The 14,505-nt window shown below is 37.2% G+C and carries 13 protein-coding genes, 1 tRNA gene and 1 pseudogene; 7 read left to right on the top strand and 8 right to left on the bottom strand.

Going from position 1 to position 14,505, the window contains the following annotated elements:
• Positions 1-167: 167 nt before the first annotated feature.
• On the bottom strand, positions 168-716 hold the full coding sequence (locus LC419_RS15600) for a hypothetical protein (protein WP_223608231.1): 549 nt from the start codon (positions 714-716) through the stop codon (positions 168-170).
• A 285-nt stretch (positions 717-1,001) separates the two neighbouring features.
• Here LC419_RS15600 and LC419_RS15605 point away from each other — a divergent pair, with 285 nt between their 5' ends.
• Positions 1,002-1,823: a trypsin-like peptidase domain-containing protein gene (locus LC419_RS15605; protein WP_223608232.1), complete on the top strand. Its 822-nt coding sequence runs from the start codon at positions 1,002-1,004 to the stop codon at positions 1,821-1,823.
• Between the two features lie 88 nt (positions 1,824-1,911).
• Positions 1,912-2,055, top strand: a pseudogene (locus LC419_RS15610) (transposase); the annotation flags it as partial.
• 233 nt (positions 2,056-2,288) lie between these two features.
• Here LC419_RS15610 and LC419_RS15615 read toward each other — a convergent pair.
• From LC419_RS15615 to LC419_RS15625, 3 genes are all read right to left on the bottom strand, one after another.
• Positions 2,289-2,376: transfer RNA gene (locus LC419_RS15615), tRNA-Ser, on the bottom strand.
• Between the two features lie 188 nt (positions 2,377-2,564).
• Complete coding sequence (locus tag LC419_RS15620) at positions 2,565-2,996, bottom strand: hypothetical protein (protein WP_223608233.1); 432 nt, start codon at positions 2,994-2,996, stop codon at positions 2,565-2,567.
• Between the two features lie 4 nt (positions 2,997-3,000).
• The gene (locus LC419_RS15625; RefSeq protein ID WP_223608234.1) at positions 3,001-3,348 is read right to left on the bottom strand and encodes a DoxX family protein; all 348 of its coding nucleotides are present in this window, start codon (positions 3,346-3,348) and stop codon (positions 3,001-3,003) included.
• Between the two features lie 331 nt (positions 3,349-3,679).
• On the opposite strand from LC419_RS15625, the gene LC419_RS15630 reads away from it, so the two are divergent.
• Positions 3,680-4,423, top strand: a complete 744-nt coding sequence (locus LC419_RS15630) for a GNAT family N-acetyltransferase (protein ID WP_262901722.1) — start codon at positions 3,680-3,682, stop codon at positions 4,421-4,423.
• Here the strand turns inward: LC419_RS15630 and LC419_RS15635 are convergent, their stop codons facing one another.
• Both LC419_RS15635 and LC419_RS24155 read right to left on the bottom strand, forming a co-directional pair.
• Positions 4,424-4,594: a hypothetical protein gene (locus LC419_RS15635; RefSeq protein ID WP_223608235.1), complete on the bottom strand. Its 171-nt coding sequence runs from the start codon at positions 4,592-4,594 to the stop codon at positions 4,424-4,426.
• A 270-nt stretch (positions 4,595-4,864) separates the two neighbouring features.
• Positions 4,865-4,993, bottom strand: coding sequence for a hypothetical protein (locus LC419_RS24155; protein ID WP_262901715.1), 129 nt, complete (start codon positions 4,991-4,993; stop codon positions 4,865-4,867).
• Between the two features lie 636 nt (positions 4,994-5,629).
• On the opposite strand from LC419_RS24155, the gene LC419_RS15640 reads away from it, so the two are divergent.
• The 4 genes from LC419_RS15640 to LC419_RS15655 all read left to right on the top strand — a co-directional run bounded on the left by LC419_RS15640 (position 5,630) and on the right by LC419_RS15655 (position 12,951).
• On the top strand, positions 5,630-8,221 hold the full coding sequence (locus LC419_RS15640) for a S8 family serine peptidase (RefSeq protein ID WP_223608236.1): 2,592 nt from the start codon (positions 5,630-5,632) through the stop codon (positions 8,219-8,221).
• A gap of 361 nt (positions 8,222-8,582) precedes the next feature.
• A complete protein-coding gene (locus LC419_RS15645; RefSeq protein ID WP_223608237.1) occupies positions 8,583-11,393 on the top strand; it encodes a TonB-dependent receptor in 2,811 nt (936 codons plus the stop codon).
• 4 nt (positions 11,394-11,397) lie between these two features.
• On the top strand, positions 11,398-12,441 hold the full coding sequence (locus LC419_RS15650) for a phytase (RefSeq protein ID WP_223608238.1): 1,044 nt from the start codon (positions 11,398-11,400) through the stop codon (positions 12,439-12,441).
• Between the two features lie 309 nt (positions 12,442-12,750).
• Positions 12,751-12,951, top strand: a complete 201-nt coding sequence (locus tag LC419_RS15655) for a hypothetical protein (protein WP_223608239.1) — start codon at positions 12,751-12,753, stop codon at positions 12,949-12,951.
• A 135-nt stretch (positions 12,952-13,086) separates the two neighbouring features.
• Here the strand turns inward: LC419_RS15655 and LC419_RS15660 are convergent, their stop codons facing one another.
• Together LC419_RS15660 and LC419_RS15665 are read right to left on the bottom strand one after the other, a co-directional pair.
• Positions 13,087-13,632 (bottom strand): hypothetical protein, encoded by a 546-nt coding sequence (locus tag LC419_RS15660; protein ID WP_223608240.1) that lies wholly within the window; start codon positions 13,630-13,632, stop codon positions 13,087-13,089.
• A gap of 1 nt (position 13,633) precedes the next feature.
• Positions 13,634-14,505 (bottom strand): RHS repeat-associated core domain-containing protein (locus tag LC419_RS15665; RefSeq protein WP_306666581.1); only part of this gene is annotated, 872 nt, incomplete at its 5' end.

Raw genomic sequence — 14,505 nt, forward strand, 5'->3', positions numbered from 1 at the left:
GTTTCATGATTCAAAATTGATACAAATTGAAATGTTCACAAAACATAAACTGATACTTTTTATATCAAAATTAATTTTTCCAGAATTGACGGGAGTTAAAAAGTTATCCACAAAAAAACCTCCCTTAGTTTATTGGGAGGTTAAAAAACACAAATGATGAAATAAGTTTATTTAGCATAGAAAAACACACCTTCGTACGTCCACCCATTACCTCCTCCACCTAATTCATTCCAATTAGTTGTATATAAATGTCCATGTTTTGAAGGTCTATAATATCTGTAAACTGGTTTCGCATCAGGACCATAAGGATATCCTATTAATTCTTTTTGCTGATAACCTAGTGCCGCAACGGCAGGAATATCATGGGCGAAAATTAATAAGTTATCTCCATTGCCTGGGTGAACCATACTGTAAAGTGGATCAATATGACCGAAGCCTGACTCTCCTGCTAAAATAAATGCCGCTCCTTCATCTCTCCATCCAAGCGCCGGAAATCCAGGTGGCAATTGATTAGGCGAACCAAAGTAATGCTTCATCATAGTATTACTGTAATAACGCGTGATAACTTTTTCCCAAGTTTTGGAAGCTTCACCTCCTTTAACTAAAGTGGATTTATTAATATTTTTAGTATCAATTTCTCCCTGAATCTCTGATTCTTCTCTTCCACATGACAACAATGTTAAAGCACATGCTGACGCGAAAAATAATTTTTTCATAGTTATAAATAGTTTTAATACGGCGCAATAATACGAAAAATAATTAATTTATATCATGTATTGGTGATTAATAATATGGGGTTATTTGCAATAAATGAGCTTATATAAAAAGCCTCCCGGGGCACGAGAGGCTAAATGTAATTTTTAAGAAATATTGTGGATGCAAAAATCAAAGATAACGAATCAGTGATTTTACGGTTATGATTGTAGTCATAATTCTACGGGAACCCGTAATTACTGATTGTGGGTTATTTGTATATTCGAAAATGAATTAATATAATTTACATGAGAAACATTCCTGAAAACAATTTGGCCTATCCAGTTTTGATATTGATAGATAACAATTCTACTGGATCAGGATTTTTGTACACCGATACTGTCAAAACTTATTTAGTAACTGCTAAACATGTTATTTACGATTCAAATACAAGAATGATTATTGGGAAAAGTGCAATAATTACATGTCAGGACTCAGATCCGTTGTCTGATCAAATATTTCAATACAAATTGGATTTTAAAGAACTAGCAAGCAATCATAAAATTACAATTAGCCCAAATTCGGATATAGGAATAATCGAGGTGTTTGATGTTGAAAATCAAGAAGGATCTCTGTCATTTAAAAATACATGTATTAAGGGTGTTCAAAAAGTGCGTCAAAGTAATAATGGGTCTTTAATATCAGTTGATCCTAAAGCTGTCGGTAGTTATGAAGAGGTGTTAATTTCGAACGATGTGTTCCTATACGGTTATCCAATTTCTCTTGGACTGCAAGGTCGACCACAATTCAACTTCCACAAACCACTGTTAAGAAAAGGAATTGTTGCTGGATTAAATTCACCTACAAAAACAATAGTTCTTGATTGTCCTTCGTACTATGGAAATAGCGGAGGGCCAGTAGTTCAGGTTGAAGCGCATTTAGATGGTACACATACACACAAGATAATAGGAGTAATGAGCGAATTTATTCCGTTTCAAGAACAATGGATAAACAATCGAACCAAATCAGTAAACACCCAAATTAGTAATTCTGGATATTCTATTGCTGTTAGCATGGATAAAGTTAATGAAACAATAGAATTGCATCGTACAATACAATCAAAAAAGTAAAAACTAATCCCCACCTAACAGTGGGGATTGGTTTAACTATGCTCATTTTCAGCATGTCCACATTTAGTTGGAGAATTGTTTCTAGTAGTATCATATTTTAAACTTCTTTGATAAAAGAAGCACTAAGGCTTCTGCTGAATCTTTTAATGCGAAGATCAAAAACTTTAGATTACAACTTAGGGGTGTAAAAGACAAAACTTTCTTTCTTTTCAGATTAACCAAACTTTTTGCTTACCCCCCAACTTTTGAGAGTGATCCCTTTTTCCAAGATCTACAATCGTTAGACTATCTATTGGTCGGGTTTCCCTTGATTTTTCGTGACCCATTTTCCAATTTTAAGAATGGGACACGGAATAGGACATATAAATCGTGACCCTATTTTGATTTTTTTTGATACTGCGCTAAAATAAAAAACGCTGTAAACATTGATGTTTACAGCGTTTTAGCTTATTTTGGTTTCTAACCTGGCGGAGAGAGAGGGATTCGAACCCCCGGACCTGTTACAGTCAATAGTTTTCAAGACTATCGCAATCGACCACTCTGCCATCTCTCCTGAATAACGGTTGTACCGTCGTTTTCAGTGGTGCAAATATATAAAGTTTTTTGAAACTGACAAAATATTTTTTAGTTCTTTCTGAAAAAACATTAATCCACCAGGGAAATCATTCCTATTTTATCAAAATTTCCTTACACAGAAAGCGTTTGCAATGATCTGATACAGAATAAAATTCAGGGATTTGATTATTTTAACTGCCCGATATCCAGCCTGTCAAATTTTCCTTCATTATTTTTTTGAAATTTAAAGTATGTTCGAAAAGTACCCCACTTCCCTGCCTGAAAACTGCCGTAAATATCTTTACCGTCGTTTTCCACTTTGTCGATACTCAGAAATTTCTCTGTTCCCAAAGCATTTGAAAAGAAAGATTGAAAATCTACAGGATTGCCGTCATCAGTCATCAGCGGGTTTTCAGTGAAGAATCCGTACCAGCTTTTATCACCGTCTTGTAGGGCTTTTATGGCCTGTTTTACCGTATCATCGGTTATTTTTGATAAATCCATATTCTTTTGTTTTTGTGTTGTCATTATTTTTCGCGACTCTTTTTCCTGTATTTTTTGTCCGCACGCTGCACATGAAAGGCAAAGAACAATGGTAACCAGGAAGTTTCTTTTCATATTTTTACTGTTTTAAAGGATGCTGGAGATAAATAATGAGCAGATTGAGAAGCAAAAATGGAATTTCGATTAAGGCTCCCTTAAAATCTCTGTCCTGCAGCTGGAAACAGATGATCAGCAATATTCCTGCAGCCATCAGAAAATTTCCCCAGATAAAGGTTTTAGGAAATAAAATCAGTACAGCAGCCACCATGGTGATCGCACCATTAATCATCAGGGCCGTTTTGCTGAAGCCCCATTTTCCAAACATAGCGGTTATTTCCGGCTTGTCCATCCACATCGCCGTTCCCTGCTTTATTCCCATAAAAACAGCAGTCAGGATCAGTAAAGAGTTGATTATTTTTAAAATCATTCGGTTGCTTTTTATACAAATATGCATCAAATGAATGATGTATGAATGGTGAATTTTTCGGAAATTGTCAGTCTGTGGTAATTTATTTATTTTTATCAGAAAGTATCTGATTCAAAAAAACAGGTATCATGCAGCAGATCTCAACCCATCACAACAATGAAAAACGAAACCATAGCCATCCGTGGCAACCCTTATACCCTTTATATTCAGTATCAGAAAGACGAAAAGCTAAGACAGGAATTTAACCGGATGACCCCAGCAGTTCTGGGAATTTGATTTTGAAAACTACTATCAATCCGGATTTTGGGATCAAAGCTGTATTCTGTATTCGCTGTTCGATAAGAATAAAATCGTAGCTCATACTACTGTAAGTCTGTTTATCGGCCATATAAAAGGAGAAGACAAGCGTCTTCTGCAGCTTGGAACTGTAATGACAGATGAGAATTATCAGAAACAGGGATTAAGCCGCTTTCTTATGGAACATATACAACATGATTTCAAAAAAGACATCGATGGCATGTTCCTGTTTGCGAATGAAACGGTTCTTGATTTTTATCCTAAGTTCGGATTTGTTCCGCTAAAGGAATATCAAGCTTTTAAACACATTGGAAACTCAGGCCATCAGGCGAAATACGAATATAGAAAGCTCAATTTAGATAGCCCCAATGATTTACGCTTATTTGAGCGTACCGTTGAAGCTGCAATTCACAACACCTCTTTCCCGGCAAAAAGTAAAGCTCTGACTTTCTTTTACTGTTATGCCAACCCTGAAATGGGCTATAAAGATGCGATCTACTATATTGAAAACCTTAACTGTGTCGCTATTGTGGAAATGAACGAACAGGCGCTTCATATCATTGAAGTTTTCAGTCCGGAACGTATTGATCTTCATCATCTCATCGGTGCTTTCAATACTGGTTCTTTCACGGAGGTCATTCTGGGATTTTCTACCGATCAGGATAACTTTGAATGCAGGGAAAGGAAAGATGAAGATCTGCAGCTTTTTGTAAGTCCGGAACTTCAGGATATTTTTCAAAAACAAAAAGTGATGATTCCTATCCTCTCTCATACCTGATTAAAAGGCAGAAATCCACCCGGTTTTAATTCTCCAGGCATTATAGTCTGCATCTTTTCCGTCTATTTCGGGAATATTTTCCACATCGGGAATTCTATCGATTTCTTCTTGGGAAAACGGAGGCAGATTTACCTTCAGACGCTCTTCATTCAGGGTGTTTTTATTTTCCACCGGATAAGGGGTTTCTTCTGCAGTCAGTTGCGTGCCGTATCGCTAGGGTCGGCTTTGAAAAACCTGGATTCTGTCATATAAATAGGCGGTATTTGAAAGATTAATATCATTCCTGTTTTCAACCATCAGGTTATAACATGATTTCATCAGTTCTGGCTCACCGATTGAATGCTGAATGATTAACCACGCCGCATTGCTTGCCTCCGCCCCAACTTTTGAAATGGTCGGAAATCCGATTTCACGGAGTATTTCACGAAGCTTTTCTGCATTTTATCTGTGCACCTGTTCCATTTCAGGATGATACCCTCCGGAAAGCTTACCTTCAGCAGCCAGCCTTTCTCTTACTGACAGGTCTTTTTCTACTAGATCAATTAATTCTTTTGACCATATTTCATTCATACGTTTTTAAATTTAATGGCTGCAACAGAGTAATTTTAAAATTTCAAAGTATTTAATTCACCAAATTCGTTCTTTTCGTACACTTTTTTAATCCTGCCATTCTGCAACACAGCGATCTTACCACAGGTATGGAAAAGAGTTTCAATAGCTTAAATGTTCACTGCGAAAATAGATAGAGATATATGAAATCCTTTCCACGTGACAGGATTTCTTGAAATTAATTCATCATAATTGCCTATTTCAGGGTTGTTATTTTTATTGATTGCAAATTTCCAAAAAAATTTCAAACACCAATACTTTCGTGGTTTATTTTAATTTAAAATCTGGGCATTTTGAAAGTAGACACTCAGATTTATTTCCAAATTGGAGATATTCATCCTGTTCAAAAAATAAACCCTTCACTTTAGCCTGATATGGATACCTATTTATGTGCTTAAACAGATATTTTAACTGGAAAAACTTTGCTATTCAGTATTTTATTGTTAACTAAAAAAAACATAAAACACTAATAATAAACAGTTTAAAAAACTTTTATTATTAACTCAGCTATCAGTACATCAAAAGCTTACACGCTAAACATTATATTTGGTTCAGAACAAAGTTTATCATATTTACCATAACAAAAAAAAATAATTTATGAAAAAGAAATCCATTTTGCTGAGTGCTTTACTTGCAGTCGGTATTACCATTGCACATGCTCAGACTAAAGAAGAGAGGGCAAACATTCTCAAGGGAACCAATGTGACTGTACTTGAAAAATTATCTAAAGAGTATTCAGAACAATTTGCCCGTGAAAAAAGTGAAGCACTTGAATTTGCCAAAAAAAATAATATTCCTGTAATTATTGAGAACGGTAATGGCACTAAGAAGGAATTAATGAAGATCATCGATGGAAAGCCTTTCTATTACACCAATAACAATACAGCAGCGGCGAAATCCACAAGGGCCAATTATCTCAATTCAGGAGGCTCTTTAGGGCTAAATCTGGATGGAGAAAATATTCAGGTTAATGTTTGGGATGGTGATGCTATCCGCAAAACCCATCAGGAATTTGGAAACCGTGTAACCATTGGAGATAATGCAAATCCGGCAACCAATACGGATGGCAATAAACATGCTACCCATGTAGGCGGAACTATTGCTTCAAGCGGAATAACTCCTTCAGCTAAAGGGATGGCTCCAAAATCAAAAATTAAATCATATGAATGGAATAATGATAGCGCAGAAATGGCTAGTGAAGCATCTCAGGGACTTACTATTTCCAATCACTCGTATGGATCTGACCCTGATTTAGTAAGAAAACACAATTTAGAATGGATTTATGGAGCTTATATTGACGAATCCGCAAAATGGGATGAAATTCTTTTTAATGCTCCTTACTATACTATATGTAAAGCAGCGGGAAATAGTGGCGGTAGTGGTTATAATCCAAATCCTGTAGGGGGTGGATCTTCAACAGTATTCGATAACCTCAGTGATAAAAGTACTTCAAAAAATGTAATTGTTGTAGCAAATGCCAATGACGCCAATATTAATGCTGCCGGAAATCTGGTTTCTGTATCCATAAATGCCTCCAGCAGCCAAGGACCTACCGATGACCTTAGGATCAAGCCGGATATTGCAGGAAACGGAACTGATGTTTATTCTACTGTTTCTTCTTCCAACAGCGCTTATATATCTTATAGTGGAACCTCAATGGCATCTCCTAATGTTACAGGAACACTGGTACTGGTAAATGAACATTTCAAAAACCAGACGGGAAGTTTTATGCTGGGAGCTGCGCTAAAAGGCTTGGCACTACATACTGCCGATGACGCAGGAGCAGCAGGACCTGATGTAAATTTCGGGTGGGGGCTGCTTAATGCAAAGAAAATGGCGGAAACCATCAATAACCGCACTACTACAGCACTTATTTCTGATAAAACATTATCAACCGGAGGTACAGAAACTCTTTCTATTAATTCTGATGGTGTCACCCCAATCATTGCATCCATCTCCTGGTATGACCGTCCGGGAGCCGTACAAACTTCAAGCAATAATCTGAACAGCCCAACCAAAAGACTGGTGAACGATCTTGATCTGCGTATTGTAAGTGCCAACGGACAAACATATTATCCATGGGCACTCACTTCCAGATCTACCAATAATAAACAGGATAATAACAGTGACAATTTTGAGCGTGTAGATGCCGGTGTACTTCCTTCAGGACAATATTCAGTTGTAGTCACTCATAAAGGAACTTTAACCGGAGGTTCACAAAACTATACCCTGATTGTAACAGGAAAAAGCTCAGGAACAACTCCTGTAACCCCAACATGTAACGTTCCTACCAATCTGGCCAGCAGTAATATTACAACCGGAAGTGCTACCCTTTCATGGACAGCTTCCACATCTGCCAACACAGGTTACACCGTAGAATATCAATCAAGTTCTGCTGCAAACTGGACAGCAGCCTACACAGGTACAGCAACGACGACAACTATTTCCGGTCTTACTGCTGGAAGCAGCTATACATGGAGAGTAAAAACCAACTGCAGTACAACAGCAGCCAGTGCATACGTTTCATCAAACTTTACAACAGTTGCCAGCCCATCTACCTCTTGTGCACAGGCCTATGAAACAAACAACAATTTAGCTTCAGCCTATGGAGTGAATATCAATACAGACTATAGAGCTGCTATAGGTACCAATGGCGATTTGGATTACTACAAATTTACAGTGCCTCAGGGAACTTACACGGTAAACCTTACAGAACTTTCCCATGATATTGATGTTGAACTTCAAAACAGTACCGGAACAAAATTAGTAGTTTCTGAAAACGGAAATACCACCAATGAGCAGATATCAAAAACATTAAGTGCAGGGACTTATTATTTAAAAGTGTATGGATATCAGAGTTTCAACGCCAACAGCTGTTATAAACTCAGAGTAACCAACAATGCAACCAATTCAGTATTTGCTACCGGTTCCGAACTGCCATCTGGTAAGGGGGATCAACTGAAAGTATATCCTAATCCTGCCAAAGATCAGATCAATGTACGCCTGACAATTAAAGGAGAGAAAACATCCGTCATCAAAATTTATGATGTTTCCGGAAAACAGGTGTTAACACAAAATGCGGTAAACGGTGAAAACACCATTAATATTTCACGTATTCCTGCAGGATCGTACATTCTTTCAGCAGAAAGTGACAGCCAAAAGCTTAGTCATAAATTTATCAAACAATAGTTTTCATAAAGTTTCGTTGTAACAAATTTTAATATATTTTAATAGCCGGCCCGATTTAATGATTGGATTACTTCGTGGCCGGTTTTTTTGGTAAAATCACAAGTAAAGCAAATTAAATTAGTTCAGAATAAAATCACACGTTTTTCTGGGAATTTAATTAAAAGCTTCAGTCTATCAAAAACTGATTTTGATAAGTTTTTAAAGTACTTTTTCAACAGCCGGCCGGATTTAATGATTTATTAATCCTGTCCGGCTTTTTTTATATACTGTTCACAAATTCTTAAAACAATCGTAATCTCTATTTCAGGTCACTTTCCAAACAGACGTTTAATTTTGCTCAGATTTAATATACTGTCATAAAGTGAAGAAAATTTTTACCTCTGTTTTATTTTGTGCATCTCTGTTTTTCTATGCACAGACCGGCACTGTCTCCGGAAACATTAATGATGATTCAAAACTATCGCTGCCGGGTGCAAAAATATCTCTGGTCCCGGGAAATATCTATACCACATCTGACGATCACGGAAACTTTGTTTTTCTGAACGTTCCTCCGGGAAATTATACCATGAAAGTAGATTATCTGGGCTACGGAACCAGTGAATACACCGTAAGTGTTGAAGCTGAAAAGAATACGAAGCAGAACATTATTTTCACCAGAAAAGAAACAACTATTGCGGAAGTGGTCGTCACGGGATCTACTCTTAAAAATCAGGCCAGAGCATTGAATAAACAAAAAAACAATGCCAACATCACCAATGTGATTTCATCCGACCAGATCGGACGTTTTCCTGATGCCAATATCGGGGATGCTTTAAAGCGTGTTCCCGGAATCACAATACAGAACGATCAGGGTGAAGCCCGAAACCTGATTATCCGTGGTCTGGCTCCGAACCTGAATTCCGTAACTTTAAATGGCGACAGAATTCCATCTGCTGAAGGAGACAACCGTAATGTTCAGATGGACCTTATTCCATCAGACATGATCTCTACCATTGAGGTTAACAAAACCCTGACTCCAGATATGGATGCCGACGCTATCGGTGGTTCTGTAAATCTTATTACCAGAGCTTCCCCTAACGGACAAAGAATATCAGCAACATTGGCCGGAGGATATAATCCGATCCGCGAAAAAGGAAATTATACGGCCGGATTTGTCTATGGAAACCGTTTTTTAAATAAGAAGCTGGGTGCTGTTTTCAGTTTTTCCTATAACAACAACAATTTCGGCTCAGACAACATTGAACCGACATGGAGTCTTGCGAACGATGCTGCACAAACCGCTTACGTCAGCAAAATGGGTGTCCGTTACTATAATGAACACCGTATCAGACATAGCTTTGATCTGAATATGGATTATGAGTTTAATTCCAAAAACAAGATTTATGCTTCGGCCATGTATAATTTCAGAACGGATAAGGAAAACCGCTTTGCATTAGGCTATAAAATAAAACCTGTTTATAATGATGATGAAACTGAGATCACAGGCTGGAAAGGCAGTATTACCCGACAGAATAAAGGTGGAGATGCAGATAATGACAACACGCGTCTGGAAAGACAGAAAGTACAGAATTACGCCTTAAGAGGAGAACATCTCCTGGGTTCAAAAATAGATCTTGACTGGTCTATGAACTATGCCACGGCAAGTGAAAAGAAACCTCATGAACGTTATATAGAATTTGAAAATGCAAAAATGAATTTCTCTTCGGATCTGAGTGATCCGGGAAGACCGATGATCACTCCACTTTCTGCAGATAATCTGGGCGTTTACCAGTTAAGCGACCTTTCGGATTCTAATAGTTTTACACAAGAAAAGGAGTTTGGAGCCAAGGTGAATGTCCGTTTTCCGTTTTCTGTTATTGAAGATCAAAAAGGGAGGCTTCGTGCAGGTTTGCGTTTGCGTTTAAAGGAAAAAGAGCGAAACAATGATTATTATGCTTTTGAACCGTTAGATACTATGGGAAGTCTGCTGTCTGTTCCTACTGTTCATTTTGACGGCCAAAATTTCCAACCGGGAAATTATGTTCCGGGAACTTTCGTGAATCCATCGTACATCGGTGGTCTGGACCTTTTTAATCCTAACTTATTTAAAGGAGAATCAAAACCTGAAGAATTCCTTTCCAGTAATTATACAGCGAAGGAGAATATTTATGCAGGATATGTAAGGTGGGACCAGGATTTCAGTGATAAATTCTCAATGATCGTTGGAGCGCGTTTTGAAACAACAAAAATTGATTATACCGGAAATTATGTATTGGATGAGGAAGATCTGGCAGGAAAGATCAACCGTACCAATACGTACACCAATGTGCTTCCTAATTTATCCTTCAAATATGTTCCCGTTCAGGATCTGGTGCTTCGTGCAGCATTTACAACGGCTTTGGCCCGTCCGAATTATTACTCACTGGTTCCTTATCTCAACGTTATTTCTGCAGATGAAACCATTGCGGCAGGAAACCCGGATTTGAAGGCAACATATGCTTATAATTTTGATTTTATGGCGGAGAAATACTTTAAGTCGGTCGGGATACTTTCAGGAGGTCTTTTTTACAAGAATCTTAAAGACTTTATTTACACATATTCGAGAAGAAATTATACCACCGGGGATTTTGCGAATGATTTTGCGGGACAGTCCAACCCTATTCCTGCGGGAGAAAATAACTGGAGATTTACCCAACAGCGTAATGGTGACCATGTAGATATTTATGGTTTTGAAGTTGCGCTTCAGAGACAGCTTGACTTTATTCCGGGTGCTTTCTGGAAAGGTCTTGGCGTATATGTGAACTATACATACACAAAATCAAAAGCCAAAGGAATTACCAATGAAGATGGTGTAGAAAGAACGGATGTGGGGCTTCCCGGTGCTGCACCGCATATGTTCAACGGATCGCTTTCCTGGGAAAATAAACGATTCTTGGCTAGAGTTTCTATGAATTATGCTTCTCATTATATTGATGAACTGGGTGGTAAATCATTCGAAGACCGATATTATGACAAGCAGGTTTTCCTGGATGCCAATGCTTCATATAAGATTACAAGCCAGTTGAGAGTTTTCGCAGAAGCCAATAATCTGACGAATCAACCGTTACGTTATTACCAGGGAATGCAGAGCAGAACGGCACAAGTTGAATATTACAGACCGAGATTCACTTTAGGGGTGAAATTTGATTTTTAAACGCATGAAAAAGATACCATATTTATTCGCTGTTTCAGTTTTACCTTTTTTGGTCAACTGCAGCACTCAACATTTAGGAAAAAAGATAAAGCCTTCCGTTATTACAGAAGCCGTTGTGCATGATACTGACGATCCGGCGATCTGGATCAATCCTGAAGATCCCTCAAAAAGTATCGTGATCGGGACTGATAAAGATACGGACGGCGGTCTCTACGCTTTCGATCTGAACGGAAAAATCATCCATAAAGTTCCGGGATTAAAACGTCCGAACAATGTAGATCTGGAATACGGCTTTATGCTGAACGGAAAGAAAACAGATATTGCCGCCGTAACGGAAAGGGAAACCAATACCGTAAAACTCTACAGTCTTCCTGATCTGAAAGAAATAGGCCAGTTTACCGTATTTGATGGTGAAACAGAGCGTGATCCTATGGGAATTTCAATGTACAGAAATCCGTCAACAGGAGAAATTCATGCGGTGGTAGGACGAAAATCCGGTCCAGCTGACGGCTATCTTTGGCAGTATAAGCTTTTAGAAAAAGAGGGAAAAATCACGGGTGAAGTTGTCCGTAAATTTGGAAAATACAGCGGACTGAAAGAGATAGAAAGCATTGCTGTAGATGATGAAATGGGCTATATTTATTATTCTGACGAGCAGTTTGGTGTGCATCAGTATTACGCAGACGCGGCGAAAGGCAATGAAGAACTTCTTGTTTTCGGGAAAGGTGATTTTACATCCGATGTGGAAGGCATCTCCATCTACCCTACTTCTGCCCAAACAGGTTATATCCTGGTTTCCAACCAACAGAAAGATACTTTCAATGTATATCTGAGAGAAAATCCGGCAAAGGGGAAAATTGCAGAAATTCCTGTTTCCACCAGCGAAAGCGACGGTTCAGAAGCAACCCATGTGAATTTAGGCCCAAAATTTCCGAAAGGAGTATTTGTAGCGATGAGTAATGGAAGAGTTTTCCATTTTTATGACTGGAGGCTTATTGAGGAGAGAATTAAAGCAGCCCAACAAGCCACTAATACTGAAATAAAATAGAAAAAATTACATTTTCACAGGCATAATTGCTCTTTTTGAGCTGAATAAACCACCGCAATCGCGGTGGTTTATGATTAGAAATACCAAAGCATTTTTTAAGCAAGAGCCCAGAATATTCCTTCTACGGTTATTTTATCATATAAGCTACAAAGCTGGCAATTTTATCAAAAGCATATCAACCCATGAATCCAGATGAATATTTTTCACATTTATTTAATGCTATATGAAAAATATCACTAAATTGGGATAAACTAAAAGCGGAATCTGAAAAGCTTATCAAAGAGTAGGAAAAACTAAAAAAATTAATTCATGAAAAATCTTACAAAAATTTCGAGAGAGGCTCTAAAATCAGTTAAAGGAGGGACTAAAGAGGGATGTCCGGGACCTGGATCTCCGTTCTACCGTCCTTACGATTCACAGGAACAATGTGAAAGTGCCACAGGAAAAACCTGTTATTTTTCTCCGGAAAGCTATTGCTTCAATGAAGGATGGTTTGCTGATTTACTTTAAAAAATCGACTTTTCTTATAATACAAAGTGCAGAATTACAGTTCTGTGATACTATAAAAAGCCAGCTTCAAAAGCTGGCTTTTCAGTTTATTAAACTCTGGAACTTTCGCCAGCGGGGGCGTTAGTCAGCGAATACTTATTTTGATCGATTCAGATCGTATTCTATCTGTAAATATTGTAATGCGTCGAAAGTTGCTAAATCTTCCAAGTAAACAAAATTCTCCTCGAAAATAGCATAGGCAAAAACATTTTCCGGAATTTTTGGCAGTTTATTTTCTTTTAATTTTTTTAATAATCCATCACAAGAGGCGACCTCTTTTTCTTTAATAGCAAAATTATTTTTATACTGTTTAGTCTCTCCAAAATTCTCTTCAGATCTGTCCACAAATACTACAAATCTGTTATCGTTAATTTTAAAACATTTCAACTGATTTTTGTCTATTGTAGGTAATTGATTTTTTAAACTAACAGAAAAAGACCCTTCATGATTAGGAAAAACTAATGCATATATAACAGATTTATCATAATCATTTAACAAAATTGTACTGGATTTATCAATAAATGATAGTGTGTTATTTACTTTTCTATACACAGCATGACTTTCAAAAAAATCTTTGGCGTCTTTATTTTGTGCATTTACACCTGCATATATTAGAATTAATATTGATGTAATTATTTTCATATTATTTGAAGTTAGCATAATTATTTGAAAGTTTTTTTCCCATATTTTCGTAACTGCGTTGTTTAAAAAGTGAACTATTTATAGTTTCTTTTCCGTATGGATAAACTTTTCCTCTATCATTACCATTAGTTCTAAATAAGAATCTTGTTGTACTATTTGTTAAAGCGTGTCCTGTATCTCCGGAAGAAGGCCCGTTTGTTCCTAAATAAGTTCCATGAGAATGCATATCCCAATTAAGAGTTTTTGAAGAGTATCCTAATTTGTCAAATGCTAAATAGTTGGGCGATAAACTAGGGTGTAACTGAGTTCCTAGAGCATATTCATTTTTTCCATTAATTGTATTACTTTGAATGGACCATTCATTTGTACTGTTCAAGGCCGCAAATTGGAATACATCTAATGCATCTGTCCTATTATTAGTTGTAGCTATACGTAAATCAGAACCTTTAAATCCAAATTCATCTTTTCTATTTGTCGCTAAATCTGATATAATTGTAGAGTCTTCAACTTCTGCTTTTTTTACAGTAACACTTCCTTTACTTTTATCGACTTCTCCTTTATCATTACTAGCATATAAAGTATCTGATTTTTCCTCTGTTTCTCTAATTAACTTAACATCTCCATTTTTAAGAATCTGAAAATCGTGCTTGACCTCCATACCATCAGGATCTATATTACTAATAGGATTATTCAAAACATAATTATAACCACTAAAAGGTTGGTATTTCTCCGCCAGCGGATCCACCACTCCCCATCTCCCAATATCAGGCATATAGAATCTCGCACCATAATCGTACATCCCTGTTCCTATTTGAAGTTCTTTTCCATTGTATTTATACTGATACTGAGGATTGGCACCTACCGCATTATAGC

Origin of the sequence: Chryseobacterium sp. OSA05B (assembly GCF_019970065.1) — a bacterium.
In the GTDB taxonomy this organism is placed as follows: Bacteria; Bacteroidota; Bacteroidia; order Flavobacteriales; family Weeksellaceae; genus Chryseobacterium.